Origin of the sequence: Roseibium sp., assembly GCF_039982295.1 — a bacterium.
GTDB lineage: Bacteria > Pseudomonadota > Alphaproteobacteria > Rhizobiales > Stappiaceae > Roseibium.
On the sequence record NZ_JBDWYP010000084.1, the window covers coordinates 92,333 to 115,431 of the forward strand.

A 23,099-nucleotide genomic window follows, 5' to 3' on the forward strand; every position below is an offset into this window, starting at 1 on the left:
GGCTGTCAACATGATCGGCACTGAGGTATGTCTTCGATCGAAAAACAAAGATGGCCCAATAGATGTTCGACCTGATTTACAAGAAGCGCCTGCGCGACGACGTTGAAACCTGGGTGGAAAAAGGCTGGCTCACATCTGATGGTGCAGCCCACATCCTTGCCTCCACAGCGACTGAAGATGGTCGTTCGAAGGTCCCCATGATGCTTGGCGGCATCGGGGTTCTGTGCATCGCGCTTGCCCTGGCGGCCTTCATCGCCGCCAATTGGGGCGCGATCCCGCGCAACGTGAAGCTCATCGGCATCGTTTTCTGCGTACTCGGCTCCCATGGTCTGGCGGCATGGTCCTCAGCTTCGGGACGCAAGGGTCTGGCCGATCTGGCAACGGCCTTCGCAACTCTCGTCTTCGTCGGCGCGCTGGCTCTCGTTGGCCAGATTTTCCATCTGCCGACCAATTGGCCGGGCGGTGCTTTCCTCGTCTGCCTCGGCGCGCTGGCTGCTGCATGGATTGCAGGCTCCAGAACCTCTCTGATCGTTGCAGCCGTTGCAGCCATCTCCTGGCAGATCGGGCGCTCGGATATTGGAGCGGCACCCTTGCTGGAAAGCCTGATCGGGCTCGCATTGCTGCTCGCTATCCTTTTGCATCCGGTCGTCCACCCGAACCGCCTTTGCCGCTGGGCCGCAACATCCCTGCTGCTGATCACCTTTGGACGCTGGCTTGCGGACACGGGAGAAACCCTCCAGGGCGGAGATGCGATCCTGTTTGCCATGGTGGTTACCGGCTTTGCCGGACTGGCCGCCTCACTTGTTCAGCTTGGCCAGATCGGCGAACTTCTGGTCAAATGGTCGGACTACTATCCGCAAAGGAGCCACGGCCGCTGGCTGCTGGCAAGCTGCTTACAGGATGTGGGCGTTGCGCTGCTCTGTGGCTTGCTGGTCTTTGTGCTGCTCTTCCACTCGGAGTTCGACCCTGCTCGGCTGCAGGCCCCGCTGACGACTGCGCCGGTTGCCTTGACGATCGGGCTGGCCGTTGTCATGAGCGCAGCCGGTTTCCTCCTCTCCTTCAAGACAGGCAAGGCAAGGGTCTTGTTTGCTGCCGTTCTCCTTGCCCTTCTGGCGGTTCTGATCCCGCTCATTTCGCCAAATATCATCCTTGTCGCCGCCCTGAACATTGCGGCACTGGTGGCAATCAGTCTGATGGGCACCCTCCACAACAACAGTTTCTGGACGCTGTGCGGCTACGCCGGTTTGGCAGCTGCCGTTCTCTGGCTCCTCGACGTCACGGTCGGGAGCCTCCTCGGACAGTCGGTCTTCTTCCTGATCGCAGGCGTGGTTCTGCTGGGCCTCGCCTTTGCCGTCACACGCATGTTGCGGCGTCGAACGCCACAGCAATCCACAGCGCAGGAGGCAAGGTCATGACCAGCGCATCCATGGCAAACGCGCCCGATCACCTGGCTCACCGCTCTCTGTGGCATTCACCTTGGCTGAAGTGGGGGATCCTCGCCCTGTTTCAGCTGGCGCTCATCGCATTTCCCCTTGCCGATCGCCTGAATGTGCAGATGACGGGCAGTGAAGTGACGCTTGAGGTTCGGCCTGTCGATCCACGCGACCTTCTGCGTGGCGACTACGTCATCATCAACCTTGCGATCACCCGTCTGGGCGTTCGCCTTGTTGCCCCCGGCGAAGTCCTTTCCCCAGGCGACACAGTCTATGTGGGTGTGGAAGCAGATGGGGATGAGCCCGCTCAACCGACCCTGATCACGGCAGACCGCTCCGTGGCAGGTCCATTGGCCATTGCCGGTATCGTCCGCTCCGTGTTCGAGGACATGATCGTGGTCGACTACGGTCTGGATGCCTTTTATGTGCCCGAAGGCACGGGGCTTGAGATCGAACGCATGGACAGTTCCCGCATCAGGCTTGTGGCGCGTGTCGCCGACGATGGCCGATCCTTGCCTGTCCGGCTGCTTGTTGACGGTAAACCCTTCAACTCCGAGCAGGCGTTTTAAGGTTCCCGCTGTCAGCCGCGGGGCGTTTCACGGGCCGTGGTTGCTTGAAGGCATCGGCCAGGAAATCAAACACCAGCCGGATCCGGCGGCTGGTGTTCAGCTCGCGGTGCGTGACAAGCCAAAGAGGATAGCGGAAAGGGTCGGTCCCGGGAAACAGGCGCTCGACATCCGGGCAACGCCCGGCGATATCGTCGGCCATGATGCCAATGCCCAGGCCTTCGCGCACCATCTGCCAGGCAACATTGCCGTCAGCCGAATTGCAGATGATGTTGGCAGCAGTCACCGGCACGCCGCTGCGGTTGAGGTGGTCAAGCAACACGCCATCGTCGACAAACCCCACCAACGCATGGGACGCCATGTCGTCGAAGGTTTCCGGGCGTCCATGTTCGGCCAAATACCGCGGCGAGGCATAGAAGCTGGCAGACATCTCCCGGATCAGACGGGCAATCAATTCGGGATGATCCGGACGCACATGGCGCAGGGCGATGTCCGCTTCGCGCTGGCGCAAGTCACTCAGCGCATTGGACGCCAACACCTCGATGTGGATGCCCGGTTGTTGTCGGCGCAGTTCGCTGATCAGCTCCGGCAACAGGTAGGCCGCCATCAGGTCGCTGGCGGAAATGCAGACCTTGCCCTCGCTCGACTGGGCCTGACCTGAGGCGGCCAGCGAGAGACAACGCGCCGCTTCCGCCATGCCCCGGACGTGATCCAGCAGATCGGCGCCAAAAGGTGTCAATTTCAGCGACCTGCCCACCCTCTCGAACAGGACGACGCCCAACTCCGTCTCAAGCGCTGCCACCTGCCGTCCAAGTGTGGGCTGGGTCGACCCAAGCACGCGGGCAGCAGCCGAAAAAGACCCCTCTTCGGCGGTGGCAAGGAATGCCCGCGCGTTGTTCCAGTCAAAAGAGATCGCCTGCCAATTCATGCAAATATGTATATCACTTCTTCATTTTTTAGCAATTTTCCGAGAAAATCGCCTCAGCTATCTATTCAATATCTTATGACCAGCCTGTGAGCCGAGCCCCCATGACCTCAAGCGCCCCCTTCTGGGACAAACTTGCCCGACGCTACGCCAAGACGCCAATCAGGGATCAGGCCGGCTATGAGCGGTGGCTGGCCAGAGTGCGTGAGCACGTTGGCCCCGAAAGCAACGTTCTGGAAGTCGGCTGCGGCACCGGATCGACAGCCTTGCTGCTTGCGCCCTCGGTGAAGTCCTATCTGTCCACCGACTTTGCCGCCGGGATGATCGAGATCGCCAACGAGAAGCTCGCGCAGGACCCTCAGGCCAATCTGCGCTTTGTGCAGGCGGATCCCTTCGACGAGCGCGTGGCGCCGGCTGCCAATGGCGCCGACGGTGGCTACGACGCTGTGCTCGCCTTCAACTTCCTGCACCTGGCCGAAGACCCTGCCGCCACAACCTCTCGGCTGACGCAGCTTGTGAGACCAGGCGGCCTGCTGATCACAAAGACCGTCTGCCTCGGTCACCAGAAGATCCTTTTCGGCCCTCTGATCTGGGCGCTGCGCCTTTTCAACAAGGCCCCGACGACGGTACGCTTCATGACCACCGGCGATGTGGATGATCTGATGGCGGAGAATGGCCTGGAGCTCATCGAGACCATCACCTTTCCGAAAATTACGAGCCAATTCATCATCGCGCACAAGCCTGCCCCATGAGCGTTTCGACTGAAACGCACCGAGCGCCCGGTTTTTCTGCCCGGTTTGCCGCTTGGCTTTGACCTTGCCGGTGAAGATGCCTATAGCTCCGCCAAGTCCCGGACGCGCCGCCCTTCTGGTCCGCGCGCCTCATCATGATTGGCGACAATGACCGATACCGTGCTTGAAACCCTGACGCTGCCTCTTGAAGAAGGCATGCTTGACCTTGCCGATGGCGCGAAGGCGCTGTTCTTGCGCGCGAGGATGGGCAGAGACCTCAGAGCAATCCCCACAGCGGTGCTCACGTGCGAACAAAGCTTCGCACCAGACCGCGATGCTCTCGACCAGGCAGGCTACAAGGTCGTCGCGGAAACGGACGAGACGGCCTTTGCCCTCGTGCTCGCCCTACCGACCCGGCAGCGACAGGAATCGCGTGCCTTGCTCGCACGAGCTGTCAAAAAGGCGGCTGCCGGTGGCACAGTTCTCGCCTGTGCGCCCAACACCGAAGGCGCAAAGACCGCCGAGGCCGACCTCGGCGCGCTGGCTGGTCTGACCGGCAAACTGTCAAAGAACAAATGTCGCGTCTTCTGGGCGACCGTTTCACCGGACGCGGTCAACACTGCACTGCTCGACGAATGGCTTCAGCTGGACGCGCCGCGCGAAATCCTCGAGGGCTCATATGTCAGCAGGCCAGGTATTTTCGCTTGGGACCGGATCGATACGGCCTCCAAACTCCTGACCGACAACCTGCCGGAGACACTCGCGGGCAAGGGAGCTGATCTGGGCTGCGGTTTCGGCTATCTCGCTCGCACCGTTCTGGAACGCGCGCCGGGCGTTGCCGCCATGGACCTCTATGAAGCGGAAAAGCGCGCACTCGATCTGGCCGAGCAGAACCTTTCAGGCTTCAAGGGCAAAAAGATGCTCAACGGCATCTGGTCGGATGTCACCAGGGGCATCGAAGGGCCCTATGATTTCATCATCTCCAATCCGCCGTTCCACCAGACAGGCAAGGCCGACCGTTCCGACGTTGGCCAGGCCTTCATACGGGCAGCCGCGGGCGGTTTGCGCAGCGGCGGTACCTTCTACATGGTCGCCAACCGGCACCTGCCCTATGAGGCAACGCTGAACGACGTCTTCGGCGTGGTGGACATGATCGCAGATGAAGGTGGCTACAAGGTCATCCGCGCGATCAAGCGGAAAGTGAAGTGACATGCGGCTGGTCAAACTCATCGCGAACCTCGGCTACGGCAGCCGCAAGGAAATTCAGACCGCAATCAAGCACGGCTGGGTGACCGACCGGGACGGCAACACGCTCAAGGCCGATGCCAAGACGGCCCATGACGATATTCTGTTTGACGATGAACCTCTGGACCCGGCCGTCGGCATGGTGATCCTGATGAACAAGCCGCTCGGCTACACGTGCTCGACGAAGGATCAGGGCAAGCTGGTCTATGACCTGCTGCCGGACCGCTACAGGGTGCGCAAGCCGGCCCTGTCCACGATCGGACGGCTCGACAAGGAAACCTCGGGCGCCCTGCTCTTCACCGACGATGGCGATCTGCTGCACCGGGTGATCTCGCCCAAGGCTGACGTACCGAAGATCTACGAGGCTGCGCTTGATCGCCCCCTGAACGGCTCTGAAGCAGCGCTCTTTGCCTCCGGCGAGATGATGCTGGAAAACGAGCACAAGCCGCTGAAACCGGCTGAGCTTGAAGTCCTTAGCGACACTCATGTGCGCCTCACCCTGCACGAGGGTCGGTATCACCAGGTTCGCCGCATGTTCGCCGCCGCCGGCAACCATGTGACCGCCCTCACCCGCACGCACATCGGCGGGCTTGGCCTAGATGGCGTGCCCGAGGGCGAATGGAAGCTGCTGGGTGAAGATGAAGTCGCGAAAATCTTCGCCTGAAACTCTTCACCTGACGGGGCCGTCCACTTCCCTGGCTGGCAGCTCGCGCAAATGTTACTGGTCCGCGGCGGCACTGGATGGTCAAGAGATACTATCTCTTTATCTGAATTTGCCAGCACCAAAGGATATGCAATGACAATGTCCAAGCCGCGCGTAGGCGCACCAATTGAACCGACCAGCTTTCCGGCTCTTTCGGGAGATACGATCTCTATCGGCCAAGCCAAGGACCGCTGGACCATGCTGTTTGTCTATCGCGGCAAGCATTGCCCGCGGTGCAAGCGCTACCTGAACAAGCTCAACGCCGCCCTTCCTGCCTGGAGCGAGGTCATGGACGTCCTCGTCGTCTCCGCCGACACAAAGGAAAAGGCCCGGGCGGATATGGACGAATTCGGCTGGGATTTCGAGCTCTGCTACGGCATGAGCGAAGCGCAGATGCGCGCGCTCGGCCTTTACGTCTCCGAACCGCTGTCCGAGGCCGAAACCACCGAGAACTTTGCAGAGCCCGGCGCCTTTGCCATCCGCCCTGATGGAACGCTCATGCTGGTGGATATTTCCAACGGCCCCGCCGCCCGGCCCGACCTTGAAGAACTGCTTGATGGCATGATCTTCAACATCACCAACGACCGCCCGGTCAGAGGCACGGCGTAACGCACGCCGACCTTCTCTGCCTTCCCTGCGCAGGCAGGAGCACAGTCAGCGCAGGCATTCGTCCCCTTGGGGCGGAGGTGCTACTGTGTCGCGGTCTTGCCGCTTGGCGGCAAACCGGGAAGGCGGTGTAGCGGAGAGCGGGCCTTGATGACAGAAGACCGCCATCGCGCGACAAAGCGGCGAGGTTTCGCCCCGCTCGCTTCGTCGCCTCTGCTCAGGCGCTTCTGCTCAGGCGCTTTTGCGGATGTCGGTGTCCGGGAGCTCGATGTCGATGCCCAGGGTCGTGGTGTCGCCGGTGCGATCCATCTCCAGCTGCACCGCGTCCGGGTCGATGTTGATATGGCGCGCAACGACGGCAAGGATATCCTCACGCAAGGAAGAGATCAGCTTGGCGTCGGAAGACGAGTTGCCGCCACGTTCGTGCTCAAGAAGGATCTTCAGTCGGTTCTTGGCGACGGAGGCGCTGTCATCGCGCCTGCCGAAGAAGGCCATGATGTTCATGCAGCCCTCCCCTTGAAGAGTTTGCCGAGCAGACCCTTCTTTTCGGATGGAATCGTGACCGGAATGTCTTCTCCCAGAAGCCGCTGCGTGGCCTCTGTATAGGCCTTGGACGCTGGCGATGCCTCGTCCGAAACAGTGACCGGCAGGCCAACGTTGGACGCTTTCAGGACGTCGCGGCTTTCGGGCACAACCCCGATCAGCGGCACGGACAGAATGTCGACCACATCATCAACCGCAAGCATGTCGCCGAGCTTTGCCCGCTCCACGTCGTAGCGCGTGATCAAAAGGTGCTTCGGCATGCGCCCGCCGTCTTCGGCAACCACGGTCTTGGAATCCAGAAGGCCGATGATCCGGTCACAGTCGCGCACGGAAGAGACTTCCGGGTTGGAGACGATGATCGCCTCATCCGCATAACGCATGGCCAGGGTTGCCCCGCGCTCGATGCCGGCCGGACTGTCGCAAACGATCCAGTCGAAATACATGCGAAGCTCGTTGATGACGCTGGCAACGCCTTCGTCGGTGAGCGCGTCCTTGTCGCGGGTCTGGGAGGCCGGAAGCAGGTAGAGATTGTCCAGCTTCTTGTCGCGGACCAGCGCCTGCTTGATCGAGGCTTCACCGCGCACGACGTTGACAAGATCAAAGACCACCCGGCGTTCGGCGCCCATGATCAGATCCAGGTTGCGCAGGCCGACGTCAAAATCGACCGCGCAAACCTTGTATCCCTGTTTGGCCAGCGCAGAGGCAATGGCGGCGGTCGAGGTCGTCTTGCCGACGCCGCCCTTGCCCGAAGTGACCACGATGACTGTGGCGTTGCTCATGGTGTGCTTTCCTGTTTTCCAATTTTCCCGGTGCGACCCCGGAAAACCCTTTGATCGGCAGCTGCCTAGGCCAGCGGCTCGAAGATCAGCTTCTCGTTTTCGAACCTGATCTGGGCCGCCTTGCTCAGAACGTCGCCGCTAAAATCATCCGCAATCTGGTAGAGGCCGTTGATCGAGACCAGTTCGGCATCCAGCTTCGAGCAGAAGATCCGTGCATTGTCGTTGCCCGACACGCCAGCCAGAGCCCGGCCGCGCAGGGCGCCATAGACATGGATAGATCCGCCCGCAATGACCTCCGCTCCGGAGGAGACCGATCCGAGGATCGTCACATCGCCCGCCGGATGCATGACACTCTGGCCCGAGCGCACGGGTTCGGTGATAACGATGGACTGGCTGTCGGGAACAGGCCCGGTCGCCACTCTGATCGGCTGATCCGAACTGCCTTCGCTCTTGCCTTTCCTGGCAGGCGCCTTTGCACCTTTGGTCTTTGGCGTCTCAGGCTCGCCCTCTTCGGATCCGCCAGAAGCTTCCGGTTGAGGCTCGGGCACCTCGACGTCGGACGCCAGACGGCCACCGCCAAAACTTGGCGGCATGCCCGGTTTCAGACGCGTGCCGGCAACCCCGTCGATCCCCATGACCTGGATGGAGCGTTCAGCAAGACCTGCAAGCAGGTCTTGCAATTCGTCGATCGGCATCTTCCGGCCGCGCACATCCAGAATGATCGGCCGATCGATAAAGAAGCCGGGCGTACGGGAGATGATCCGGTCAAGCTCGGCAAACCACGCGTCGGAGGGCGTCTCCGGCGTGAGAACGATGGCGATAAAGGACTTACCCTTGAACTTCATAAGGGGCTCATGGCGCTTTCAAGGCTGGAGACACGCGGTCTGTTTCTGATCCCATAGAGGTATCATTCCTGACGCCGGACATTTAGGCGGCGCGCTGTTTTCCACTGTTAATGGACGCAAAACCGACATGAATGCAAATTGGACAAATCAGGAACCTGTCAACAAAGCCCCCTGGACAGGCGGTGTGTGGGCGGAAACCCAACTGCAACAATCACCTAGCCCGATCGGCAAACTGCATAGCGCCGAAGGACGCCGACCTCATGTTTTCGCGCCGTTCTGCCCAGAAACGACGCGCAGACTGAAGAATCGCACGGCGTGCAGGGAATCGGCGCGCCGAAAAGCCAAACGAGAGAGGATCAGACCGACGGGGCGCGAAGCTCTTCGGAGAGGGCTCTGATTTCCGTCATGGCCCAGAGGCACCGCGTTGGCATGAGGCGCCCTGCCCTGCGGATCAGCCACAGCTCCTGATGGACCGGATGGCGCAAGACCGCAATCCGCAATGGTGCCGCCCCTGCAAAGCCGTCGATGCCGCTACGGGGCAAGATGGTATAGCCGGCACCGGCCGCCACGAGCGCCGGAATCTGGCTGATCTGGTTGACGAAACCACGCCTGCGAAGGGCCTTTGCGCTTTGAAAGCCCTTGAAATTGTCCGGCATCACCATCTCTGCATAAGCGGCACCATCCGGATGGTCGACGAAGCCCATATCCTGCAACTCGTCAAGATCCGGCTGGGCGGGGCCAGTCTCCGCCGGCAAGGCAAGACAGAGATCTTCCTCTCCGATCTTCTCCGCTTCCAGCCGGGCATGCCGCGGATCCCCGCTCACCACCCCAAGGTCCAGACGCCCTGCGGCAACCGCTTCGATCACCCGTGCCTCGGGCGCAGCTTCGAGGGTCACGATCAGCTCCGGCACGTCGACCAGATGTGGCAGCAAGCGGCGGTAGAGCACGGTCGCAAAACTGCCGGAGGCACCAATGCCGACAGACCCGACATCCGCGCGGTCCTCGCCAATACGTTCCAGCAGCGCCTGCTCTTCCGCCTGTCGTACGCGCGCATGGTTTCTGAGCGCGTTGCCGGCATCCGTGAGCACGATGGTCTTGCCGATGCGCTGGACCAGCGGCACCCCAACGGCGGCCTCAAGCTTGGCCAGATGTTGGGAGACCCCGGGCTGGGTCATGTTCAGGCGCGCCGCCGTGCGCGTGAAACTCGCTTCTTCAGCAAGGGCCACAAACGTTTCGAGCCAGGTCGCATTCAGCATGATCAAAACTTTTTATTATGATTTTCATTAATTATAATAATTTTTTATTCTGATCTTCAATCCCTAAATTGCAGTTATCGCAACGCCAAGGAGGTCCAGGATGACACCCTATCCAAAGAGCTTTTCACACATCGGACTGTCGGTTCCAGATCTCGACGCCGCCGTCAAATTCTACTCAGAAACACTCGGCTTCTACCTGATCATGCCGCCGACGGAGATCACGGAAGACGACAGCGACATCGGCCGCATGTGCACCGACGTCTTCGGCGAAGGCTGGGGGAGCCTGCGCATCGCGCATATGTCGACCTCCGACAGGATCGGGGTCGAGATCTTCGAATTCAAGGGAAACCGGGAGCCCACTGACAATCTCGACTACCGCACCACCGGTCTGTTTCACTTCTGCATTCAGGATCCGGATGTCGAAGGCCTGACCAGGAAGATCGTCGCGGCAGGTGGAAAACAGCGCATGCCGGTGCGCGAGTATTTTCCGGATGAGAAGCCCTATCGCATGGTCTATGTAGAAGATCCGTTCGGCATCGTGTTCGAAATCTACAGCCACGGTTACGAGCTGACCTATTCGGCTGGCGCCTACGAACACTAGGACACCTGGATGTCTGGCTGCATCGGCCCCCTCCCTGCCTTGGAGCCAGGCTTTCCAACATTCGGGACAGCGCCCTCAAATCGCCCGGAGACGCTCCGACGGGCGGCGTCTTCAGCGGTGAAAATGACCACTCCGGCGCGTTTAACCAGCGAACAACTTAACCACCAATCCGTTATCGGCTCGACTTTCGCCATATTGCAGTGCAATATTGAAATGTGAATGAAGAGACCCGGTGCGAACCATGAGCAATTTCAAGGCAATTATTGATCTTTTCGGACTTTCTGCCGAAGAGGCCGCGGCCTATCTGAAGGCTGAACCTGCCGATATCGTTCGCTGGTGCACAACGAACGACAGCCCGCCGATCGAGGTCTGGCAGGCGGTGGTAACCTTGTTCGACACCATTCGCTTTGCCGCAGAAGACGCCGCCAAGGCAACGGATCTGGACGACCTCGAGGCAACCGACCTCAACAGCCTGTCCTTCCCTCCACCTGCCCGGCTGGCGGCAAACGCCAATTGCCCGCTCAAGGGTCCAGAACGTGCAGCAAGGGCAATGGCCGTCGCATCTCTGGCGCGTGTCTTCGTCTAGGCTATTTCCGACCTGAAGCACGCGTCAGTTCAGAACAGCAAACTTGAATGCCCTTGTCCCGGCCGGCCAATCGCCCGGCCCGCAACATGTAGACGTTTCGGCAGTTCGCCCAGACGCGTCACGATCAACCCGTCCGCAATACGGATCGCGAGTTCCAGTCTATTCAATTCAAAGAGATGAGTGGTGCCCGGAGGCGGATTCGAACCACCGACACGCGGATTTTCAATCCGCTGCTCTACCAACTGAGCTATCCGGGCATCTGACGGCTGGCGGACATGTTGTCGCCGCGTCGAAAGCTCGGGTCTTATAGAAGCTGGAAGCGGGCTTGTCCAGCGTCCCGGCAAAGTTTTTCACCGCCCTTGCAAGGCTTTTCGCAAAGACACCCAACCCCCTGTCAAAACCCCGGTTTTACTTGGCTTTTCAGCTCTCTATCAGCTGGGGAAAAGTTACCCTGACGCGCATTTTGATGGCTTTGGCGCTGCACCAGGGAGACACCGCGTCCTGTGCGCGCCACTCCCCTGGTCCAACATCAAGGATAGAACCAAAAAAAGTGCGCCGCTGATGCGGCGCGCTTCGACTTTGCACGACGATGAAAGGCCCTCGCCTGACAGGTGCCAGTCTTATTTTTCTGTGATCCGACCGTCGACATATGGCGTGTAATCGCCCTTGGTCGCCAGGTACTCGGCAACCACGTCAGCCAGATCAGGGCCGTAGTCATAAGCGTCCATGCCGGCTGTTGCGAAAACCTTGTAGCCGTCGCCGCCGCCACGCATGTAGTTGTTGGAGACCACACCATAGACCTTGTCCGGATCAATCGGTGCATAGGCATCGCCGTTCATGACCTCGACGTCGCTGATGCGCTCGCCAGCCGGCTTGGCCTTGGAGAAGCTGTACTTGAGGCCGGCGACCTGCGGGAAGCGGCCTGCGCCCTCCTCAAGTTTGGACACACCGTTTTCAAGCGCGGCGATCACATCGGACCCCTTGAGCTGGAACGTCGACAGTGTGTTCTGGAACGGCAGCACCGTCAGAACTTCGCCCATGGTCACCTCGCCGGCATCAATCGACGCGCGCAGCCCGCCGCCATTTTGAATGGCGATCTGGATGCCCTGCGGAGCGACCCGGGCCAACATGGCGTCTGCAACCAGGGTGCCCATTTCGCATTCCTGGGCACGACAGACCGTCCGGTCCGCATTGATCAGGCCACTGGTTTGCGCGACCACTTCATTGCGGATTTCATCGAGAGGCGCCGCCATTTCGACGACACGCGCCAGAAACTCTTCGTCCGGCTCAACCGAAGCATCGAGGAGGATCGGCTCTCCAACGGCCTCGATGACGTTGCCGGCATCATCCCAGGTGACGACAAGATCGCCGACATATTTGCTGTAGGCATAGGCCTGAACGATAGGCACATCCTTGCCGTCCGGGTTCTTGACGAGCACCGGATACGGACCTTCAGCACGCTCCTGCGTGTTGGACAGAAGCGTGTGCGAATGACCGCCGACGATAATGTCGATACCGGGCACGGCCGCCGCGATCATCTTGTCCTTGGACAGGCCTTCATGGGTGAGCGCGATGATCTTGTTGACGCCTGCAGCTTCCAGCTCGGCAACCTGCGCCTTGAGAGCCTCTTCGGAGTTCAGGAAAGTCACACCGTCACCTGGCGATGAGGTTTCGGCCGTGTCTTCAGCAAGGCTGGAGACGAAACCGATCTTTTCGCCGCCGCGCTCAAGCACCAGAGTGCCAGGAATGCGGCCCTTGAGAAGCGGCTCGTTGTCGAGGTCAAGGTTTCCCGAAATGACCGGGAACGTCACCTTGTCGAGAAAGCCTGCGAGCGCCTTTGGCCCATCATCGAATTCGTGGTTGCCCACGGCCATGACGTCGTAGCCAATGCCGTTCATGAAGTCGGCGGCAGCTGCGCCCTTGTAGGTCGTGTAGAAGAGCGAGCCCTGAAACTGGTCGCCAGCATCGACGACAACAAAATTCGCGCCCTCTGCGGACAGCTCGTCGCGACGCTCGTCGATCTTCGCCTTGATCCGGGCGACGCCGCCGAAACACTTGCCTTCGGTCTCGGATTCCGCGTCACAGGTGGAATCGTATTTGTTGATCGACTCGATCCGCGAGTGCACGTCGTTGGTGTGCAGGATGGTCAGGGTGTAGTCGGCCATTGCAGCGCCGCTCAGCGCCGTCGTCATGGCCAGCGCAGTCGCGCCAAAAAGGAACTTGCTCATCAGTGCCTCGCCTTTGATGTCGGGATCCTTGATCCCTGTATAGTTCCGCCGCAATAACACGACCGTGCGACGGTTTTTCGTCACTTCAGAAACCTGGTGGGCGAATGAGGCGCTGATCTCTGCCTCTGCCTCCCGGTGTCGCCAGGGTTCCTGTACATGACAGGTTTTGCGAGATCATTATGGCAGTGAATATTTTTTCACGACAAGAGATATTTTTTATCACGTTGCCCATTGCTTGATCAAAACAGCAGTTAAACGGCGAAAAACATGACAAATTGCATCGTCGGCTAAATTTGCAAGACGAGGAGACAGGCGGCGAAATCAGCCGTCGAAATTGTCTCGCTCGGGATCGTCCAGATCGTCGGTCTCGACCACAGGAATGGTGTAGCCCTCGGAGAACCAGCGGTGGAGATCAACCTTGGCACATCGCGGCGAACAGAAGGGATAATCTGCATCCGTCGACAGCTTGGAGCAGATAGGGCAAGGCCGCATGCGGCGACTGGATGTCTCTTTGGTTTCGCTCATGACAGCGCTCATCTTGGTGGGCCACACAGCGGCCACGCATCCTGCGTCAGCTCGCCGATGTTGGCCAGTCCTTGTGCACCGGATAGCCGGCAGCAGACAAAAGCGTGACGGTCTCGCTCAAGGGCAAGCCGACGACGCTGGGATAGGAGCCGACAAGTTTGACAACAAAGCTCCCCGCCAGACCCTGAATGGCATAGCCACCAGCTTTGCCGCGCCATTCGCCCGACGCCATGTATTCGTCAATGTCCTTGCGCGACAGGCGTTTGAAGCGGACACGGGTCTCGACAACCTTGGAACGCAGCTTTCCATCGGGTGCAATGACAGCGACCCCGGTAAAGACGCGATGGCCTCGCCCTGACAGCAATGACAGACAGGCCAGGGCCTGGTCGGTCATTTCGGCCTTGGGCAGACAGCGGCGCCCGACGGCGACCACAGTATCTGCGGCAAGAATGACAGAATCGGCGAGATCTTCCGATTGCCCGACGATGGCGCGCACGACCTCCGCCTTGCCCCTTGCAAGACGCAAGGCGAGCGCGCGCGGCGTTTCAAGCTTGTTCGGCGTCTCATCAATATCGGCCGGCATCAGGTGATCAGGCTCGAGACCGATCTGCTGAAGCAGCCCAAGACGGCGCGGCGACGCGGAAGCCAGGATCAGTGCGGGAACTTTCGTCATGCCTGCCACTGCCATTTTCTGCCGTCTTGCTCGCGGCCGTCTTACTTGAAGCGGTAGGTGATACGACCCTTGGTCAGATCGTAAGGGGTCATTTCGACCAGCACCTTGTCGCCTGCGAGAACACGAATGCGGTTCTTGCGCATGCGCCCCGCAGTGTGAGCAATGATCTCGTGGTCATTTTCCAGTTTCACGCGAAAAGTCGCGTTTGGCAGCAGTTCCGTGACGACGCCCGGAAACTCCAGAGCTTCTTCCTTGGCCATATGGTATCCTGATTAAGGCGTTCAGATGAGCGGCGAACCTAACGGATCACGACAGGAATGTGAACCGTTCTTTCTGAGCCTTTTCAAACTAAATCACTGCTGTCAGAGATCGTGGTCTGGTCAGGCCGATTCAGCCGCTTGGCGGCGGGTTCCAGCCAAGGCGCTTCTTGATTTTCGCCATCAGCTGATCGCGGACCGCTCGGTAGGAATCCAGAATCTGCTCCCGGCTTCCGGTGGCAAGCGTCGGATCCATGGTTGGCCAGTACTCGACATCGACCGACTCTGTTCTGGTCAGCTCAAGCGCCTTGTGGTGGGCCTCCGGTGCCAGTGTCAAGACAAGATCGAAACCGGATTCCTGCAATTCCTCGAAAGTTTTGGGCCGATGCCTGCTCGTGTCCATACCGATTTCGGCCATGACCGCATCGACGAAGGGATCCGGTTCACCCTGACGAACACCAGCGGAGCGGACATAGATCTGATTGGGGAAAAGATGGCGCGCAATGGTTGCGGCCATGGGGGAGCGCACGGCATTCATGCCGCAAGCAAACAACACCGCAGTCGGACGCATGCCCGGCTCGGCCATTTCGCTCAACCCTTCCAGTGGAGGGCGTAGACCAGCGTGAAGAGACGCCGCGCCGTTGTCATGTCGACGTCAACCTTGCCTTTCAGCCGCTCCATCAGAACTTCGGCGCCTTCATTGTGAACCCCTCGCCGCCCCATATCGATGGCCTCGATCTGGCTTGGTGTCGAATGGCGGATCGCCTCGAAATAACTCTCGCAGATCAGATCGTAGTCCTTGACGATCTTGCGCAGAGGCGTCAGCGACAAAACATGGGTCACAAGCAGGTTGCCATCGTCACCTGCAATGGCGAAGACAAGCTTCTTTTCGACAACAGAAAGCTGCAGAACGAAGTTTCCGGCGGGGTGACCGACCGGAGAGAAACTGTTCTCCTCGATTAGGTCATAGATCGCCACCGCACGGTCATGTTCCACGTCCGGCGTCGAACGGGAGATGGAGGCTTCGTCGAGAACGACATCCACCAGCCTTCCGCCACTTTCGACTTCACCTTCCGTCTCGGCCATGCGTGTGCCCCATATCCCTAGAGGTTCAGGCGTATCGCGACAGACCTTGCATGTCCATCCAGCCCTTCGGCCTCGCCCAGCGCAATTGCTGCCGGACCAATTTGCCGCAAGTTCTCTGAGTTGCACTTCAAAATTGAGGTGCGCTTGACGAAATCCAGAACCGACAGGCCAGAGGAAAAGCGAGCAGATCGGGCCGTTGGCAGAACATGGTTCGAGCCACCAACATAGTCGCCAACCGCTTCCGGTGTGTAGCGCCCCAGGAAGACAGCGCCAGCGTTGCGAACCTTTTCCAGCATTGCATCGGGGTCAGCCACGGCGAGCTCCAGATGTTCTGCTGCGATCCGATTGACCAACGGCATGGCGCCATCCAGGTCCTCGACGACAATGACGGCTCCAAAGTCACGCCAACTGGCACCGGCGATTTCGGCCTTGGGCAGGGTCTTAAGCTGACGCTCGACCGCCCCTTCCACCGCTGTCGCAAGATCTGCGCTGTCGGTGATCAGGATTGACTGCGCCACTGCATCATGTTCGGCCTGGGCCAGAAGATCGGCCGCCAGCCAATCAGGATCATTGTCGGCGTCAGCGACGACCAGAACCTCGGACGGGCCAGCGATCATATCAATCCCGACCGTGCCGAACACTCGGCGCTTGGCCGCGGCTACAAACGCGTTGCCAGGGCCAACGATCTTGCTGACGGGAGCAATTGTCTTCGTCCCGTAGGCCAGCGCGGCAACCGCCTGGGCTCCGCCGATCCTGTAAATTTCGGAAACACCTGCGATCCGGGCAGCCGCCAGGACTTGGGGATTAAGCGCCCCATCCGGGCTGGGCACAACCATCGCAATGCGTTCGACGCCAGCGACCCTGGCCGGCACAGCATTCATCAAAACAGAGCTTGGATAGGAGGCCAGGCCGCCCGGTACATAGAGCCCGACCGCCTCAACCGCCGTCCAGCGGGAGCCAAGCTCCACACCGATGGGATCAGTGTAGCGGTCGTCCTTGGGAATTTGACGCGCGTGATGAGACTGGATCCGGTCGCGTGCAAGCATGAGTGCGTCGATGGTCGACTGCGGCACCGCAGTCATGGCAGCGTCGATTTCCGCTTCCGAAACCTTCAGTTCAGCCATGCTAGCCGCATCGAGCCGATCAAATTTTGCCGTGTATTCCAGAACCGCTGAATCACCGCGTTCGCGAACATCCTCGAGGATCGCGCGTACGACCTGGTCGACGTCCTCGGAAACCTCACGCTTGCCCGAAAGCAGCGTCTGGAAGCGCACCCCAAAGTCCGCATCCTTGTCTGACAGACGTACCGCCAAGCCCAGAGCTCCTTGCATTTTTGGGACGGACGACGCCGCCACCGTTGTTTTTAATCCAGTTCGTGGGTCGGCAGATTGGGTGTTCCCCAGGCTGCACCCAAGTCAGAGAGCTGCACCTCAATGCAAGCGACCTCAAGCAACAGAACGCCACCACCGGCGAAATCCAGGCGGAGACGGCCCGCCGGCGCCTCGGTTTCCTCGAAGGTGACAGCGAGCAGCTCGAGAACCGCAGCCTTGGCATCCTGACGGATGCCGATCGCCTTCATGGAGCTGACCTGAGACACTGCAAGCGCGGCCCGACGACGTTCATGTTCTTTTGTGCGTTTGTCCGCCGCCTTGTCCCAGACGAAGCGATTCATGGCAAAGATCGCTTTCTGCTCCTTGGGAAGAAAGCGAATGTCGCCGACGGTCAGAACCGCGTCCTGAATGTGTGCGGACACGACCTCGAGGTCTTCGGCATCCAGAGCGGCAAGTTTCAGCTGATCCATGATGAAAGACACATTCCCTGTTTGGCCCACTTCGGCCCATTTCGGCCCTCTTTAGGCCTGTCCCACATTTGGTCTGCCAGGCTGCACTGGTTTGCAGCGCCCGGTCAAACCGAACATCAGTTATCTGATGACCTAGCGGCTAAAGCCGGATTTGACAATCCGGCAAAAGGAAAACTCGGCTCTCACCAAATTAGTGCTCCACACGCGCCTCAACCTTGCATAACCTGCGATTAGAACACCTCTTCCATCCTGTCGAAAACAGGCATCAACCCACATGATCAGAGAGCCACAATGAAATTGCTACGCATCATGAGCAAACCTGTTGCGCCGCTGATCCGCTGGTTTGGCGTGGTTTTGCTTGCTGCGGGAATGACTGTCGGCGTCTCAGAACCGTCTGTCAGGGCAGAGAACCTGGACAGCTCGCTCCTCCGTTCGCTTGGTGAGACATACTATGTGCCCGCTTATTCGCGCATTCAGACCTTCTCTGACCGGTCCGTCCTGCTTGCCGCAACGCTGACCGTCCATAACGTGGATCCACAGACAGACATCTTCATCGAGAAAGTCAGCTATCACGACGAAACGGGCAAAGAGGTGCGTGTATTGACCACCGAGGCCATCAAGCTCGCACCCTTTGCCTCACATGATTTTCTGGTTCAGATCAATGACCAGACTGGTGGGCGCGGCGCCAATTTCATTGCGACCTGGCAGTCAGAGCTGCCTGCCCTCAGCCCGATCGTAGAAGCCGTCATGACTGGTGGGGCGGGCACACCCAGCCCCTCCTTCACATCGCGTGGACGCGTCATTGAACGCCAGAGTGTCGACTGACGTCAGCCAGAGACACGTTCGATCTGCGCTCCGCAGCGGGTCAGCTTGTCTTCAAGCCGCTCAAAACCACGGTCAAGGTGATAGACACGGTTGACGGTGGTCTCACCTTCCGCGGCCAGCCCGGCGATCACAAGAGAAACAGATGCACGCAAGTCGGTCGCCATGACTGGTGCGCCACGCAATGTACCGACGCCATCAATGACGGCGGTGCGTCCGTCGATGCTGATCTGTGCGCCCAGCCGCGCCAGCTCCTGCACGTGCATGAAGCGGTTTTCGAAGATCGTCTCTGTGATCCGGCTCTGTCCGCCAGCCTTTGTCATCAGAGCCATGAACTGGGCCTGGAGATCGGTCGGGAAGCCGGGGAATGGCTCGGTCGTCACGTCGACCGGCTGAATGCCATTGCCGTTTCGGTAGATTTTCAGGCCATCTTTTGTCTCAGTGATCTCTGCGCCGGTCTGACGCAGAATGTTGAGCGCATTCTCCAGAAGATCCGCACGTGCGCCCTTCAAAAGCACATCGCCGCCGGTCATGGCGACCGCCATGGCATAGGTTCCGGTCTCGATCCGGTCGGCCACAACCGCATGATGGGCACCATGCAGACGCTTGACGCCCTGGATCCTGATTGTCGAGGTGCCAGCCCCTTCGATCTGCGCACCCATGGCGTTCAGGCAAGCCGCAAGATCGGCCACTTCTGGTTCGCACGCAGCGTTGACGATCTCGGTTTCGCCTTCTGCCAGAGTTGCCGCCATCATGATGGTATGTGTCGCACCGACCGAGACTTTGGGAAACTCGACCCTGTTGCCCTTGAGGCCGCCGGGCGCCTTGACCACCACATAGCCACCCTCGATCTCGATGTCAGCGCCAAGCGCTGCCAGACCATCAATGAAGAAATCAACCGGACGCGTGCCGATCGCGCAACCGCCAGGGAGCGACACGCGTGCTTCATGCATGCGAGCAACAAGTGGGCCGACGACCCAGAAACTGGCGCGCATCTTGGAGACAAGCTCATACGGCGCCGTCGTGTCGACGATCTCGCGGGCCGTGAGATGAAGCGTCTGACCTTCCAGCTCGTCCTGGCCGCTGCGCTTGCCATTGACCGAGTAGTCCACGCCATGATTGGACAGGATCTGGGTCAGCTGGGCAACATCGCGCAGGCGCGGGACATTGGACAGCGTCAGGGTTTCGTCCGTCAGCAACGATGCAATCATCAAAGGCAGGGCGGCATTCTTGGCGCCGGAAATCGGAATGATGCCGTTGAGCTCTGCGCCGCCGACGACCTTAATGCTGTCCATGGTCCCACCCTGATGATCGATATGCGCCAGAAACCTTACCGCGTGGCGCGAAAATCCTAGAAACCCGGCATCTACACGCTCGATGTGGCCCATGCAAGGCAACAAGGCGGTTAACTTGAGGCGACCGTCCCCTGAAAACCTCGAGAGCCAGGCGCCGGGAATCGATGGATCTGTTTCTATTCCTTGCCGCTGCCATCGCTCTTGCGCGCCTTGGCGGCGGACTTTCGCCGGCGCAGGTTCGCCCTCAAGGCCTGAGCCAAACGATCCTCTTTGGTCTCCCTGGGCTTTTTCGGCTCACTCTTGTCCGCTCCCTCAGAGGGCTCTGCATCGGGATTGGCTCCATCCCTGTTTTCTGACTTGTCCACGGTCATTTTCCCTACACCTCATCACGTCGGTCTTAGGTCCTGTTTTCCATTGAATGCGGAACGATGACAAGACGCACCTGCCACAAGACCGACGGCGGAGCTCGCTGCGCGCAAAGCGGTCGTGGATCATCTCATATTGCCCGCGATGACCGGCTCGTCGCCGCGCGCCTTCACTTCGCTCTTTCCACAGGCGGAAAGAGCGCTGTTGCAGAAGACGTAAAGCCCTCCAGGACACCTGGAAACCTCAGCCATATTGCCACCTTTGCGTCGCTGGAGGCACACAACTGCAAAGGACAAGCTTCCGCTTTGCCGAAGCATTTTTAAAAACCGCGACTTGGCGCTTGCACGCCACCGTCAACTGTGGCAAAAGCCCCGCATTCCGGTTGGCAAGATCAACCGCTCAGGCACTTGCGCCTTGGGAAATTCGGGGTTCTGGACACGTCCATGAACCGGTTCCAGTTACACTGACCGCACCGCATCCCAGACGCCTGCCACCAGATGCTGCCGTAGCTCAGGGGTAGAGCACTCCCTTGGTAAGGGAGAGGCCGAGAGTTCAAATCTCTCCGGCAGCACCATTTTCAAGCTAGATATATCAATAACTTGTTGGTTTCGAAGGACTTATTCTTCGCGCTGCTCCATCACACTGTTACAGTGGAGCGATGGAAAAGATGTCTGGACACCCTCGCCTATACCGCCGCGGCGCGACCTTCTATCACCGCGCGGCAATCCCCGTGGACATCAAGAGCAGCTATCCGAAAGCGGAAGAAACCTTCTCATTGCGGACGAAGGACTTTCGCGAGGCAGTCCGCCGGGTCCGTGTCGAGGCAGCGAGGGTGGACCGCTTGTTCGATGCTCACCGCAAAGAGATTGTGCGTGAGGCAGAACCGGCATTGGAGGAACTCACGGACGCCCAGATCAAACGCATCAGCGAGATCTACTACGCCCACCTACTCCGCGAGGATGAGGAGCTGCGACTGGAAGGTTTCGAGGGAAGCTCGTTTGAAGAGCATGTGCAGGACATCAACGATCTCGATGCCGGGAACCGGGGAGACTTCGCACGGGGTATCCAAGATCCCTTCTTTAGGGAAGAAGCCGAGGAAGTCCTCACGTGGACTGATGTGGACCTGAAGCTTATGCCTCAGTCGTCAAGTTGGCCCAAGCTCGTCCGTGAGCTGCAAGCGGTTACGATTAAAGCAGCCAAGGCACAACGCGAACGCAATGAGGGGGAAGTCATAGAGACGCCTCTTATTCCGACGATCGCAAAAGTTACCCCTTCGGATACCCCGCTTTTGTCCGTCGCAATCACCCAGTGGATCACGGAGAAAACTCGCACCTCTTGGGCAGCCAAAACAGCGGACGATCACAGCATCTGGATAGATCGTTTCGTCATTATCGCCGGAGACAAGACGCTAGAAGAATATGGCAGGGCAGATGCGAGGGCATTCAAGGAAGCTCTGATGGCACTTCCGGCCAATTGGACCAGCCAAGCCGACCTCAAGAACATGGCCTTTGACGAAGCGGCCAAGAAGGCTGCGGAGCTCGAACTGCCCCCTATGTCGGTTACCAACATCAATAAGATCATTGGCTTCGTCTCAGCTTTCTGGAACTGGGCGAAAGTCAATTACGATGGCGTTTCTGGAAACCCCCTTGACGGCATGAAGCTCCAAAAGAGCGGCAAAGCAAGGGATGAACGCCATCCGTTCACCTCAGGAGAACTTGAGGCCATCTTCAATGCGCCGCTCTATACCGGCTGCAAGTCCAGCTGGTCTTGGCTAACGCCGGGCAAGGTCGTTCCTCGCGAGACCGGCCTATACTGGGTTCCGCTCATTTCCCTGTTCACAGGAGCACGGTCGGGCGAGATCATTCAGCTCTATACATCAGATATTGCAGAACAAGACGGCATTCTCCGCTTCGAACTGACGGACGACGGCGATGATCAGCGGCTCAAGACCAATAAGTCCCACAGGTTCATTCCCGTCCACCCAATGCTGAAGACGCTCGGTTTACCGGAATTCATTGACAAGCGACGGAAGGCGAAACAAAAACGGCTCTTCCCCGAGATGCCCAAGGGGGCTGACGGTTACTACTCAAGCCCCTACTCCCGTCAGTTTCGCCGTCTACTGGAAAGCGTCGATGCAAAACACGCAAAGAACGCGTTCCACAGCTTCCGCCACTCGTTCGAGGATGCCTGTCGAAACAGCGATGTCCCTTCAGAGCTTATGAATGCCCTACAGGGCCATTCGGTACCCGGCATGGCAGCGCGATACGGCAGTGGCTTTGGACTTAAGCGGCTCGCTGAGGCGATTGAGAAGATTGAGTATCCAAAGCTGGACCTGTCGCACTTGAAAGGCAACTAAGCTTTACCATGCGCCTTAGCGTTTGCTAGTTAATGGGATCGAGACAAAAATTTGGTCAGCGGGTTCCAGTCAGGAAAGCCTGAAAACGGCTCGGTCAACACATCCGCGCTGCGAACCAATACTGGCCCACGAACCCATACGCTACCAGGCTTCGCCGACAATGGGTCTTTGAATACCTCCAACTCCGCTCTCGGTACACGGAGCACGACACGTTCCCGGGATCGGCTGCGCTTAGGGCCTCGCGCTCGAGCGGCGGCGGCGAGTGCCCAGTCTGTCGCGCCACGCCACGTGGCTTCAAAGAAAACAGCGTCTTTCAGATTACGCCTGTCTGCTTGCTCGTCTTTCCAGACACGCTTCACGCTGGGGTCGAGGCCGTGTTCCGAAATCCGTTCCAAATTCCCAGAGGTGGTCCCATGGTATAGGTAACCCCCGCTTTCCATCTTGCTTCTGAGTTCTGAAATCACTTGAAGGCGCTTCACGCCGCCTTGGTCGTCGAGAAAGTCGAACCAGTTGCGCCTCGCGTCACTGTCCAGCTGAGCTCTTGCTGACTTTAGTGTTTTCCGAAGGCGTTCCGGCGCAGCCGCCATGATCGCATCTATTTGCTCCAAGTGCCCCTCGAAATCACCATTGTCGAACGTCGGAACAGCAAGTGCATCAATCAGCTCAACAAGCAGCTCGCCCAAATCATCGAGTGAATCGGATGCATTCCACCTCATCATAAAAAACCCCTAAGAGCCTGACCGATAAATAATTTGAGTGATATCAGTTACTTGTGGTTCTGTCGATTTTGCGAAGAAAGACGGAGTTGCACATGTGGACCGATATCACCCGGCAGCAGCATGCCCGATCAGGGCTGCGCCTGCCAAGCGAT

Annotated in this window: 26 protein-coding genes and 2 tRNA genes; 11 read left to right on the forward strand and 17 right to left on the reverse strand. The window is 59.1% G+C overall.

Annotation, left to right across the window (positions count from 1 at the left end):
• Positions 1–62: 62 nt before the first annotated feature.
• Positions 63–1,415, forward strand: a complete 1,353-nt coding sequence (locus ABJZ52_RS18065; protein ID WP_348192425.1) for a DUF2157 domain-containing protein — start codon at positions 63–65, stop codon at positions 1,413–1,415.
• On the forward strand, positions 1,412–2,002 hold the full coding sequence (locus ABJZ52_RS18070; RefSeq protein WP_348192427.1) for a GDYXXLXY domain-containing protein: 591 nt from the start codon (positions 1,412–1,414) through the stop codon (positions 2,000–2,002). Before ABJZ52_RS18065 ends, ABJZ52_RS18070 begins: the two co-directional genes overlap by 4 nt.
• Here ABJZ52_RS18070 and ABJZ52_RS18075 read toward each other — a convergent pair.
• On the reverse strand, positions 1,980–2,927 hold the full coding sequence (locus ABJZ52_RS18075) for a LysR family transcriptional regulator (protein WP_348192429.1): 948 nt from the start codon (positions 2,925–2,927) through the stop codon (positions 1,980–1,982). The two genes, ABJZ52_RS18070 and ABJZ52_RS18075, sit on opposite strands and share 23 nt — an antisense overlap.
• A gap of 101 nt (positions 2,928–3,028) precedes the next feature.
• Here ABJZ52_RS18075 and ABJZ52_RS18080 point away from each other — a divergent pair, with 101 nt between their 5' ends.
• The 4 genes from ABJZ52_RS18080 (at position 3,029) to ABJZ52_RS18095 (ending at position 6,212) form a co-directional block, all read left to right on the forward strand.
• Positions 3,029–3,676 (forward strand): class I SAM-dependent methyltransferase, encoded by a 648-nt coding sequence (locus tag ABJZ52_RS18080; RefSeq protein ID WP_348192432.1) that lies wholly within the window; start codon positions 3,029–3,031, stop codon positions 3,674–3,676.
• 147 nt (positions 3,677–3,823) lie between these two features.
• Positions 3,824–4,864: a class I SAM-dependent methyltransferase gene (locus ABJZ52_RS18085; RefSeq protein WP_348192435.1), complete on the forward strand. Its 1,041-nt coding sequence runs from the start codon at positions 3,824–3,826 to the stop codon at positions 4,862–4,864.
• A 1-nt stretch (position 4,865) separates the two neighbouring features.
• A complete protein-coding gene (locus ABJZ52_RS18090; protein WP_348192437.1) occupies positions 4,866–5,564 on the forward strand; it encodes a pseudouridine synthase in 699 nt (232 codons plus the stop codon).
• Positions 5,565–5,696: 132 nt separating this feature from the next.
• Positions 5,697–6,212, forward strand: coding sequence for a redoxin domain-containing protein (locus tag ABJZ52_RS18095; protein WP_348192440.1), 516 nt, complete (start codon positions 5,697–5,699; stop codon positions 6,210–6,212).
• A 228-nt stretch (positions 6,213–6,440) separates the two neighbouring features.
• On the opposite strand, the gene minE is transcribed toward ABJZ52_RS18095, so the two are convergent.
• The 4 genes from minE to ABJZ52_RS18115 form a co-directional block, all read right to left on the reverse strand.
• Positions 6,441–6,713, reverse strand: a complete 273-nt coding sequence (gene minE / locus ABJZ52_RS18100) for a cell division topological specificity factor MinE (protein ID WP_348192443.1) — start codon at positions 6,711–6,713, stop codon at positions 6,441–6,443.
• Positions 6,710–7,531 (reverse strand): septum site-determining protein MinD, encoded by an 822-nt coding sequence (gene minD / locus ABJZ52_RS18105; protein WP_348192446.1) that lies wholly within the window; start codon positions 7,529–7,531, stop codon positions 6,710–6,712. Before minD ends, minE begins: the two co-directional genes overlap by 4 nt.
• A gap of 65 nt (positions 7,532–7,596) precedes the next feature.
• Positions 7,597–8,376, reverse strand: coding sequence for a septum site-determining protein MinC (gene minC / locus ABJZ52_RS18110; protein WP_348192449.1), 780 nt, complete (start codon positions 8,374–8,376; stop codon positions 7,597–7,599).
• A gap of 356 nt (positions 8,377–8,732) precedes the next feature.
• Entirely contained in the window at positions 8,733–9,632 is a 900-nt protein-coding gene (locus tag ABJZ52_RS18115; RefSeq protein WP_348192452.1) for a LysR family transcriptional regulator, read from the reverse strand.
• 100 nt (positions 9,633–9,732) lie between these two features.
• Here ABJZ52_RS18115 and ABJZ52_RS18120 point away from each other — a divergent pair, with 100 nt between their 5' ends.
• Both ABJZ52_RS18120 and ABJZ52_RS18125 read left to right on the forward strand, forming a co-directional pair.
• Positions 9,733–10,233: a lactoylglutathione lyase family protein gene (locus tag ABJZ52_RS18120; RefSeq protein WP_348192455.1), complete on the forward strand. Its 501-nt coding sequence runs from the start codon at positions 9,733–9,735 to the stop codon at positions 10,231–10,233.
• Between the two features lie 241 nt (positions 10,234–10,474).
• Positions 10,475–10,819: a hypothetical protein gene (locus ABJZ52_RS18125; RefSeq protein ID WP_348192458.1), complete on the forward strand. Its 345-nt coding sequence runs from the start codon at positions 10,475–10,477 to the stop codon at positions 10,817–10,819.
• A 181-nt stretch (positions 10,820–11,000) separates the two neighbouring features.
• Here the strand turns inward: ABJZ52_RS18125 and ABJZ52_RS18130 are convergent.
• The 9 genes from ABJZ52_RS18130 to ABJZ52_RS18170 all read right to left on the reverse strand — a co-directional run bounded on the left by ABJZ52_RS18130 (position 11,001) and on the right by ABJZ52_RS18170 (position 17,389).
• Positions 11,001–11,076: transfer RNA gene (locus ABJZ52_RS18130), tRNA-Phe, on the reverse strand.
• Between the two features lie 363 nt (positions 11,077–11,439).
• Entirely contained in the window at positions 11,440–13,047 is a 1,608-nt protein-coding gene (locus ABJZ52_RS18135; protein WP_348192461.1) for a bifunctional metallophosphatase/5'-nucleotidase, read from the reverse strand.
• 321 nt (positions 13,048–13,368) lie between these two features.
• Positions 13,369–13,572: a DNA gyrase inhibitor YacG gene (yacG, locus tag ABJZ52_RS18140; RefSeq protein WP_153771088.1), complete on the reverse strand. Its 204-nt coding sequence runs from the start codon at positions 13,570–13,572 to the stop codon at positions 13,369–13,371.
• Positions 13,573–13,618: 46 nt separating this feature from the next.
• The gene (locus ABJZ52_RS18145; RefSeq protein WP_348192465.1) at positions 13,619–14,245 is read right to left on the reverse strand and encodes a Maf-like protein; all 627 of its coding nucleotides are present in this window, start codon (positions 14,243–14,245) and stop codon (positions 13,619–13,621) included.
• A gap of 41 nt (positions 14,246–14,286) precedes the next feature.
• Positions 14,287–14,505 (reverse strand): translation initiation factor IF-1, encoded by a 219-nt coding sequence (gene infA, locus ABJZ52_RS18150; protein ID WP_006939340.1) that lies wholly within the window; start codon positions 14,503–14,505, stop codon positions 14,287–14,289.
• Between the two features lie 130 nt (positions 14,506–14,635).
• Positions 14,636–15,088 (reverse strand): protein-tyrosine-phosphatase, encoded by a 453-nt coding sequence (locus tag ABJZ52_RS18155; RefSeq protein WP_348192467.1) that lies wholly within the window; start codon positions 15,086–15,088, stop codon positions 14,636–14,638.
• Between the two features lie 5 nt (positions 15,089–15,093).
• Complete coding sequence (locus ABJZ52_RS18160) at positions 15,094–15,588, reverse strand: UPF0262 family protein (RefSeq protein WP_348192470.1); 495 nt, start codon at positions 15,586–15,588, stop codon at positions 15,094–15,096.
• Positions 15,589–15,605: 17 nt separating this feature from the next.
• Positions 15,606–16,901 (reverse strand): histidinol dehydrogenase, encoded by a 1,296-nt coding sequence (hisD, locus tag ABJZ52_RS18165; protein WP_348192473.1) that lies wholly within the window; start codon positions 16,899–16,901, stop codon positions 15,606–15,608.
• Positions 16,902–16,951: 50 nt separating this feature from the next.
• Positions 16,952–17,389 carry a DUF2948 family protein gene (locus tag ABJZ52_RS18170; protein ID WP_348192476.1) on the reverse strand — a complete coding sequence of 146 codons (438 nt, stop codon included), beginning with the start codon at positions 17,387–17,389 and terminating at the stop codon, positions 16,952–16,954.
• A 291-nt stretch (positions 17,390–17,680) separates the two neighbouring features.
• On the opposite strand from ABJZ52_RS18170, the gene ABJZ52_RS18175 reads away from it, so the two are divergent.
• Positions 17,681–18,214, forward strand: coding sequence for a DUF3124 domain-containing protein (locus ABJZ52_RS18175; RefSeq protein ID WP_348192479.1), 534 nt, complete (start codon positions 17,681–17,683; stop codon positions 18,212–18,214).
• Between the two features lie 2 nt (positions 18,215–18,216).
• On the opposite strand, the gene murA is transcribed toward ABJZ52_RS18175, so the two are convergent.
• Both murA and ABJZ52_RS18185 read right to left on the reverse strand, forming a co-directional pair.
• Complete coding sequence (gene murA / locus ABJZ52_RS18180; RefSeq protein ID WP_348192482.1) at positions 18,217–19,506, reverse strand: UDP-N-acetylglucosamine 1-carboxyvinyltransferase; 1,290 nt, start codon at positions 19,504–19,506, stop codon at positions 18,217–18,219.
• 176 nt (positions 19,507–19,682) lie between these two features.
• Positions 19,683–19,877 (reverse strand): hypothetical protein, encoded by a 195-nt coding sequence (locus ABJZ52_RS18185; RefSeq protein WP_348192485.1) that lies wholly within the window; start codon positions 19,875–19,877, stop codon positions 19,683–19,685.
• A gap of 494 nt (positions 19,878–20,371) precedes the next feature.
• On the opposite strand from ABJZ52_RS18185, the gene ABJZ52_RS18190 reads away from it, so the two are divergent.
• Together ABJZ52_RS18190 and ABJZ52_RS18195 are read left to right on the forward strand one after the other, a co-directional pair.
• A tRNA-Thr gene (locus tag ABJZ52_RS18190) sits at positions 20,372–20,446 on the forward strand.
• Between the two features lie 93 nt (positions 20,447–20,539).
• Positions 20,540–22,228, forward strand: coding sequence for a site-specific integrase (locus ABJZ52_RS18195; protein ID WP_348192488.1), 1,689 nt, complete (start codon positions 20,540–20,542; stop codon positions 22,226–22,228).
• 29 nt (positions 22,229–22,257) lie between these two features.
• On the opposite strand, the gene ABJZ52_RS18200 is transcribed toward ABJZ52_RS18195, so the two are convergent.
• Positions 22,258–22,947, reverse strand: a complete 690-nt coding sequence (locus ABJZ52_RS18200) for a hypothetical protein (protein WP_348200060.1) — start codon at positions 22,945–22,947, stop codon at positions 22,258–22,260.
• Positions 22,948–23,099: the final 152 nt, after the last annotated feature.

What these genes read in the sequence shown, in the direction of transcription:
- minE (WP_348192443.1), bottom strand. Translation starts at nt 6,713, where the DNA reads ATGAACATCATGGCCTTCTTCGGCAGGCGCGATGACAGCGCCTCCGTC.
- ABJZ52_RS18135 (WP_348192461.1), bottom strand. Translation starts at nt 13,047, where the DNA reads ATGAGCAAGTTCCTTTTTGGCGCGACTGCGCTGGCCATGACGACGGCG.
- ABJZ52_RS18090 (WP_348192437.1), top strand. Translation starts at nt 4,866, where the DNA reads ATGCGGCTGGTCAAACTCATCGCGAACCTCGGCTACGGCAGCCGCAAG.
- ABJZ52_RS18080 (WP_348192432.1), top strand. Translation starts at nt 3,029, where the DNA reads ATGACCTCAAGCGCCCCCTTCTGGGACAAACTTGCCCGACGCTACGCC.
- ABJZ52_RS18085 (WP_348192435.1), top strand. Translation starts at nt 3,824, where the DNA reads ATGACCGATACCGTGCTTGAAACCCTGACGCTGCCTCTTGAAGAAGGC.
- yacG (WP_153771088.1), bottom strand. Translation starts at nt 13,572, where the DNA reads ATGAGCGAAACCAAAGAGACATCCAGTCGCCGCATGCGGCCTTGCCCT.
- ABJZ52_RS18195 (WP_348192488.1), top strand. Translation starts at nt 20,540, where the DNA reads ATGTCTGGACACCCTCGCCTATACCGCCGCGGCGCGACCTTCTATCAC.
- ABJZ52_RS18200 (WP_348200060.1), bottom strand. Translation starts at nt 22,947, where the DNA reads ATGATGAGGTGGAATGCATCCGATTCACTCGATGATTTGGGCGAGCTG.
- ABJZ52_RS18170 (WP_348192476.1), bottom strand. Translation starts at nt 17,389, where the DNA reads ATGGATCAGCTGAAACTTGCCGCTCTGGATGCCGAAGACCTCGAGGTC.
- ABJZ52_RS18155 (WP_348192467.1), bottom strand. Translation starts at nt 15,088, where the DNA reads ATGGCCGAGCCGGGCATGCGTCCGACTGCGGTGTTGTTTGCTTGCGGC.
- ABJZ52_RS18125 (WP_348192458.1), top strand. Translation starts at nt 10,475, where the DNA reads ATGAGCAATTTCAAGGCAATTATTGATCTTTTCGGACTTTCTGCCGAA.
- ABJZ52_RS18120 (WP_348192455.1), top strand. Translation starts at nt 9,733, where the DNA reads ATGACACCCTATCCAAAGAGCTTTTCACACATCGGACTGTCGGTTCCA.
- minD (WP_348192446.1), bottom strand. Translation starts at nt 7,531, where the DNA reads ATGAGCAACGCCACAGTCATCGTGGTCACTTCGGGCAAGGGCGGCGTC.
- minC (WP_348192449.1), bottom strand. Translation starts at nt 8,376, where the DNA reads ATGAAGTTCAAGGGTAAGTCCTTTATCGCCATCGTTCTCACGCCGGAG.
- ABJZ52_RS18075 (WP_348192429.1), bottom strand. Translation starts at nt 2,927, where the DNA reads ATGAATTGGCAGGCGATCTCTTTTGACTGGAACAACGCGCGGGCATTC.
- ABJZ52_RS18145 (WP_348192465.1), bottom strand. Translation starts at nt 14,245, where the DNA reads ATGACGAAAGTTCCCGCACTGATCCTGGCTTCCGCGTCGCCGCGCCGT.
- ABJZ52_RS18185 (WP_348192485.1), bottom strand. Translation starts at nt 19,877, where the DNA reads ATGACCGTGGACAAGTCAGAAAACAGGGATGGAGCCAATCCCGATGCA.
- murA (WP_348192482.1), bottom strand. Translation starts at nt 19,506, where the DNA reads ATGGACAGCATTAAGGTCGTCGGCGGCGCAGAGCTCAACGGCATCATT.
- ABJZ52_RS18095 (WP_348192440.1), top strand. Translation starts at nt 5,697, where the DNA reads ATGACAATGTCCAAGCCGCGCGTAGGCGCACCAATTGAACCGACCAGC.
- ABJZ52_RS18065 (WP_348192425.1), top strand. Translation starts at nt 63, where the DNA reads ATGTTCGACCTGATTTACAAGAAGCGCCTGCGCGACGACGTTGAAACC.
- infA (WP_006939340.1), bottom strand. Translation starts at nt 14,505, where the DNA reads ATGGCCAAGGAAGAAGCTCTGGAGTTTCCGGGCGTCGTCACGGAACTG.
- ABJZ52_RS18160 (WP_348192470.1), bottom strand. Translation starts at nt 15,588, where the DNA reads ATGGCCGAGACGGAAGGTGAAGTCGAAAGTGGCGGAAGGCTGGTGGAT.
- ABJZ52_RS18070 (WP_348192427.1), top strand. Translation starts at nt 1,412, where the DNA reads ATGACCAGCGCATCCATGGCAAACGCGCCCGATCACCTGGCTCACCGC.
- ABJZ52_RS18175 (WP_348192479.1), top strand. Translation starts at nt 17,681, where the DNA reads ATGAAATTGCTACGCATCATGAGCAAACCTGTTGCGCCGCTGATCCGC.
- ABJZ52_RS18115 (WP_348192452.1), bottom strand. Translation starts at nt 9,632, where the DNA reads ATGCTGAATGCGACCTGGCTCGAAACGTTTGTGGCCCTTGCTGAAGAA.